This is a genomic window from Pseudomonas sp. PS01299 (assembly GCF_029960145.1).
Taxonomy (GTDB): Bacteria; Pseudomonadota; Gammaproteobacteria; order Pseudomonadales; family Pseudomonadaceae; genus Aquipseudomonas; species Aquipseudomonas putida_A.
Window position 1 is genome coordinate 1 of the sequence record NZ_JASCPO010000426.1, and the last position, 2,581, is coordinate 2,581.

1 rRNA gene is annotated in these 2,581 nt (G+C 52.0%); it reads left to right on the top strand.

The window, feature by feature from the left end:
• Nucleotides 1-2,581, top strand: a 23S ribosomal RNA gene (locus QMX91_RS30640); the annotation flags it as partial.

A 2,581-nucleotide genomic window follows, 5' to 3' on the forward strand; every position in this document is an offset into this window, starting at 1 on the left:
AAGATGGTTATCTTGTACTGAATACATAGGTGCAAGAGGCGAACCAGGGGAACTGAAACATCTAAGTACCCTGAGGAAAAGAAATCAACCGAGATTCCCTTAGTAGTGGCGAGCGAACGGGGACTAGCCCTTAAGTGGCTTTGAGATTAGCGGAACGCTCTGGAAAGTGCGGCCATAGTGGGTGATAGCCCTGTACGCGAAAATCTCTTAGTCATGAAATCGAGTAGGACGGAGCACGAGAAACTTTGTCTGAATATGGGGGGACCATCCTCCAAGGCTAAATACTACTGACTGACCGATAGTGAACTAGTACCGTGAGGGAAAGGCGAAAAGAACCCCGGAGAGGGGAGTGAAATAGATCCTGAAACCGTATGCGTACAAGCAGTGGGAGCCCACTTTGTTGGGTGACTGCGTACCTTTTGTATAATGGGTCAGCGACTTATTTTCAGTGGCGAGCTTAACCGAATAGGGGAGGCGTAGCGAAAGCGAGTCTTAATAGGGCGTCTAGTCGCTGGGAATAGACCCGAAACCGGGCGATCTATCCATGGGCAGGTTGAAGGTTAGGTAACACTGACTGGAGGACCGAACCGACTACCGTTGAAAAGTTAGCGGATGACCTGTGGATCGGAGTGAAAGGCTAATCAAGCTCGGAGATAGCTGGTTCTCCTCGAAAGCTATTTAGGTAGCGCCTCATGTATCACTGTAGGGGGTAGAGCACTGTTTCGGCTAGGGGGTCATCCCGACTTACCAAACCGATGCAAACTCCGAATACCTACAAGTGCCGAGCATGGGAGACACACGGCGGGTGCTAACGTCCGTCGTGAAAAGGGAAACAACCCAGACCGTCAGCTAAGGTCCCAAAGTTATGGTTAAGTGGGAAACGATGTGGGAAGGCTTAGACAGCTAGGAGGTTGGCTTAGAAGCAGCCACCCTTTAAAGAAAGCGTAATAGCTCACTAGTCGAGTCGGCCTGCGCGGAAGATGTAACGGGGCTCAAACCATACACCGAAGCTACGGGTATCACGCAAGTGATGCGGTAGAGGAGCGTTCTGTAAGCCTGTGAAGGTGAGTTGAGAAGCTTGCTGGAGGTATCAGAAGTGCGAATGCTGACATGAGTAACGACAATGGGTGTGAAAAACACCCACGCCGAAAGACCAAGGTTTCCTGCGCAACGTTAATCGACGCAGGGTTAGTCGGTCCCTAAGGCGAGGCTGAAAAGCGTAGTCGATGGAAAACAGGTTAATATTCCTGTACTTCTGGTTATTGCGATGGAGGGACGGAGAAGGCTAGGCCAGCTTGGCGTTGGTTGTCCAAGTTTAAGGTGGTAGGCTGAGATCTTAGGTAAATCCGGGATCTTAAGGCCGAGAGCTGATGACGAGTTACCTTTTAGGTGACGAAGTGGTTGATGCCATGCTTCCAAGAAAAGCTTCTAAGCTTCAGATAACCAGGAACCGTACCCCAAACCGACACAGGTGGTTGGGTAGAGAATACCAAGGCGCTTGAGAGAACTCGGGTGAAGGAACTAGGCAAAATGGCACCGTAACTTCGGGAGAAGGTGCGCCGGTGAGGGTGAAGGACTTGCTCCGTAAGCTCATGCCGGTCGAAGATACCAGGCCGCTGCGACTGTTTATTAAAAACACAGCACTCTGCAAACACGAAAGTGGACGTATAGGGTGTGACGCCTGCCCGGTGCCGGAAGGTTAATTGATGGGGTTAGCTAACGCGAAGCTCTTGATCGAAGCCCCGGTAAACGGCGGCCGTAACTATAACGGTCCTAAGGTAGCGAAATTCCTTGTCGGGTAAGTTCCGACCTGCACGAATGGCGTAACGATGGCGGCGCTGTCTCCACCCGAGACTCAGTGAAATTGAAATCGCTGTGAAGATGCAGTGTATCCGCGGCTAGACGGAAAGACCCCGTGAACCTTTACTATAGCTTTGCACTGGACTTTGAATTTGCTTGTGTAGGATAGGTGGGAGGCTTTGAAGCGTGGACGCCAGTTCGCGTGGAGCCATCCTTGAAATACCACCCTGGCAACTTTGAGGTTCTAACTCAGGTCCGTTATCCGGATCGAGGACAGTGTATGGTGGGTAGTTTGACTGGGGCGGTCTCCTCCTAAAGAGTAACGGAGGAGTACGAAGGTGCGCTCAGACCGGTCGGAAATCGGTCGTAGAGTATAAAGGCAAAAGCGCGCTTGACTGCGAGACAGACACGTCGAGCAGGTACGAAAGTAGGTCTTAGTGATCCGGTGGTTCTGTATGGAAGGGCCATCGCTCAACGGATAAAAGGTACTCCGGGGATAACAGGCTGATACCGCCCAAGAGTTCATATCGACGGCGGTGTTTGGCACCTCGATGTCGGCTCATCACATCCTGGGGCTGAAGCCGGTCCCAAGGGTATGGCTGTTCGCCATTTAAAGTGGTACGCGAGCTGGGTTTAGAACGTCGTGAGACAGTTCGGTCCCTATCTGCCGTGGACGTTTGAGATTTGAGAGGGGCTGCTCCTAGTACGAGAGGACCGGAGTGGACGAACCTCTGGTGTTCCGGTTGTCACGCCAGTGGCATTGCCGGGTAGCTATGTTCGG